The sequence below is a fragment of the Candidatus Liberibacter sp. genome, from assembly GCF_014048425.1.
Taxonomy (GTDB): domain Bacteria; phylum Pseudomonadota; class Alphaproteobacteria; order Rhizobiales; family Rhizobiaceae; genus Liberibacter.
The window spans coordinates 1-3,453 of sequence record NZ_JACETX010000072.1; the positions used below are offsets into that span (position 1 = coordinate 1).

Genomic DNA, 3,453 nt, shown 5'->3' on the forward strand with positions numbered 1-3,453 from the left:
AAGCTATATAGCTTGAATCGAACTCTAGCTATCAATTCCCTTCTGAATATTAAGAAGAAAATTGAGCTTCAAGGCACAAAACGAGAGGATATTTATGAGAAGTATACAACAATATTGAGCCGATGCACTATCATACGACCTAGAAGACTTGTTAGTAAGCCACATTAGTTTTCAAAGAAAAATAGTACTTGTTTTCTCGAACAGAACTTCGATAGTGTTTGCGAAAACAAGTACATAATGGGCTTCTTACGTATGCAGGAAATAAGTGTTTATATGCTGATAAAAACGATATTCACAAGATTGAATCATATAATTCTTGCTAGGATAAGAAAATAAGGTTATCCTCTCTTTTATAGGATTCTAGGTTATTGCGTTTTTGTTCGGTTTACGATGTACTTTTCTATTTCCTTTTTATCGTAATTTATACGTTATAGTGATGCCATCATATCAGGAAATATCCGTGAATATAAAAACTCATAAATATATTACCTTTATCGTCATAGCTTGTCTTCTTTCTGCGTGTAGCATGTCCCAGATCTGGAAAAACGGACAAAAAGAATCTTTTCCTATCATAGGATCTTGGGAACACAGTAGCGGTATTATATCAGAATTTTATCGTAATGGAACCTTTAAAACCATCTCAACGGATCGTTCCAACACCGTTTTAGCAAAAGGTTTTTATCAGTCTATCTCTTCAAAAGGTATAGAGATCAAGTTAACTTCGATAATGAGAAATATGTCGGAAATTATTCAATGTAATTTTGTGAACCACAGTAAATTAAACTGTGTTTCTAAAGATAGAGGACAGTTTTATCTTGAACGCTTGACATCCTCACTCCATCCTAAAGGATAGGAATTTTACGACATACTTTGATAAAAATTTTTCATCACCAAAATAATTTTTGATTTTTCAAGGGAAATATAGAGGAAATTATGATTCTCATCACAAATTCGTTTTATAATAGGTTAAGTATTCGCAACGAATATGACTGATGTTTTACTCGTTTATTGTCCTAAGAATCAGATTCTTCCTTTTAAGGTGATATTATCAAAATCATCTTATAGATCCGTTTATCGAAAGGAATAATTTTTCGAGAAACAATTAAAGACAACTTGGAAAGTGCATGGATGACTTTGGTATGAAAATCCCCTAGAAATCAGCATACATATCTTTCAATGGAAACGATAGATCGTTAAGCTCTGTTTTTCTTTGTTATATCCGAAAAAACTTCAAACTACATATTGTGAGTTTAGTATGTCGATGAATATTTTTCCCTCTGAACCGCCAAACCATCCTGATGTAAAATTTGGAAAAATTGGAGTTTTAATACTCAATCTTGGAACACCAGATGGTTATGATTTTTTTTCCTTACGTCGGTATTTGAAGGAATTTCTTCTTGATAAGCGTGTCATTGAATTGCCATCTTGGAAATGGTGGCCCATACTCTTTGGGATTGTTCTCAATATCCGTCCCCAAAAGATTAAACACGCTTATGCTACAATTTGGAATACCAAGCAAGATGAAAGCATATTACGAACTCATACACGCAATCAGTCCACCGGACTTGCTCAAAGATTAGGGGATTCCCCTTCCATAATTGTTGATTGGGCTATGCGATATGGAAAACCATCAGTAGATAAAGCGATTGATAACCTTAAAGAAAAAGGCTGTGATCGCATTCTCTTGTTTCCTCTTTATCCGCAATATTCCGCAGCTGTTACAGCAACTGCACAAGATAAAGTATTTAAAAAGCTGATGCGCATGCGTTGGCTACCAAGCTTGCGAATTGTTCCTCCTTATCACGACAATCCTGATTATATTGCAACGCTGGCAAATTCAGTGCGTACGCATTTTGCATCTATCCCGTGGAAACCCGAAATACTTTTAGCCTCATTTCACGGAATGCCGGTTTCCTATTGTCTCAATGGAGATCCTTATAGCTGCCATTGTCGCAAAACTGCACGCCTTCTAAAGGAATCTCTATCACTATCCGATAATAATTTTCAAATGAGCTTTCAGTCGCGTTTTGGACCCACTGAGTGGCTAAAACCTTATACCGATAAAACAGTTGAACAATTGGCACGCAATGGAATTAAACGACTGGCTATCATAGCTCCTGGTTTTTCTTCTGATTGTTTGGAAACGCTTTACGAGATCTCTCACGAAGTACGAGAGATTTTTATCAATCATGGAGGACAAGAATTCACATATATTCCTTGCCTTAATAACAGTGATCCCAGCATCGATCTTTTGGAAAAAATAATACGTCGTGAACTGATGGGTTGGATTTAAAAATGAGAAAATCATTCTCGCTCTCTCTTTGCACAATCTGCAATACTATTCTTGATCAGCATTATTCATGATACCGAAAAATCCTTATTTCACTCAGATAAGAAATATGCACAAAGAATAAACAATTGAATTACTCAGAAAATAAATCAGGAAAATATTATAATCCCAGATATATAATCTGGGATTATAACCTATTTTTTATATGAATTTTCCTCAAAAAAATTACTGTTTTAAAGAATCTCCCACCGAAACCTTAGAATGAATAATATCCGTTATTGCATCATCGCTAATCTTGAGTTGTGCAATAGCATCAGGATTTTTTGCATAAACATAATCACGAGCTAGATTTATAATCTCTGGCGTGGGAACAGAAGATTTAAATCGTGACATGGCGAATTGCAATGCATTTTGTGCAGACTGGTGGAGGCTATTGCGTAACATTGTTTCTATTTCCAATTGCTTGGCTTCACCGGTTAATTTTAAAAAAGTTCGTCAGTGGCTGCGCAAGATTTTTAATAAATAGGGGAATAACGACAGAAACTACTAATGTCACAACGGGTTGAAATATTTCTATTAAATTAAAAAATACAGAATGCATCACAAATATCCTTTTATAAGTACGTATACGTGTTGTTTTGATAAAATCAATGTGTGTTCTTTTGTGATAAATTTGCGTTAGTTATATGCTGTGATCACATCCTCTCTGTTTGTGAAATATCTACCAAAGATGGCAATTTTTCGTGTGGTGAATTTTTTTGATATCTCAGCATGAATAAGAGATTTTCCGATTGCGTTCTGCATAAGAGATATCTTCCAGACTCTCTTTCGCTACGCCTATACCGATCGACTTAATCTCTCTTGCTATACAGATCATTATATGAGAAGCACGCCGGTCCAGCCTTATAGCCTCCGAATTTTTATAGGTATTCGGTTTTCAATACTGATGGATAGTGGCAAGGTTATTCACAAGAGTGACTTCTTGGATTGATCCAAAGATATAATATTTCCTCTGTATTCTTGTATATCGAATTGGATTTCTGGCATTTAATCAGCCACGACATACCCTCACCTCCTTCAATCAAAATTCAAAAGATGGTTACAGGTGATTGTTTTCTGTTACCCCGTACCTTTGGGTCACCCCCCGTGATTCCATTTCCCCG

4 protein-coding genes are annotated in these 3,453 nt (G+C 35.4%); 2 read left to right on the forward strand and 2 right to left on the reverse strand.

Annotation, left to right across the window (positions count from 1 at the left end; all coding sequences use genetic code 11):
• The first annotated feature begins 460 nt into the window (after positions 1–460).
• Together H0G72_RS05780 and hemH are read left to right on the forward strand one after the other, a co-directional pair.
• Positions 461–853 (forward strand): Omp10 family outer membrane lipoprotein, encoded by a 393-nt coding sequence (locus H0G72_RS05780; RefSeq protein ID WP_182017822.1) that lies wholly within the window; start codon positions 461–463, stop codon positions 851–853.
• 408 nt (positions 854–1,261) lie between these two features.
• Positions 1,262–2,293: a ferrochelatase gene (hemH, locus tag H0G72_RS05785; protein ID WP_182017824.1), complete on the forward strand. Its 1,032-nt coding sequence runs from the start codon at positions 1,262–1,264 to the stop codon at positions 2,291–2,293.
• Positions 2,294–2,515: 222 nt separating this feature from the next.
• On the opposite strand, the gene H0G72_RS05790 is transcribed toward hemH, so the two are convergent.
• Both H0G72_RS05790 and H0G72_RS06360 read right to left on the reverse strand, forming a co-directional pair.
• Positions 2,516–2,734 (reverse strand): hypothetical protein, encoded by a 219-nt coding sequence (locus H0G72_RS05790; protein WP_182017823.1) that lies wholly within the window; start codon positions 2,732–2,734, stop codon positions 2,516–2,518.
• Positions 2,735–2,759: 25 nt separating this feature from the next.
• Positions 2,760–2,891 carry a hypothetical protein gene (locus H0G72_RS06360; RefSeq protein ID WP_259345173.1) on the reverse strand — a complete coding sequence of 44 codons (132 nt, stop codon included), beginning with the start codon at positions 2,889–2,891 and terminating at the stop codon, positions 2,760–2,762.
• Positions 2,892–3,453 lie beyond the last annotated feature (562 nt).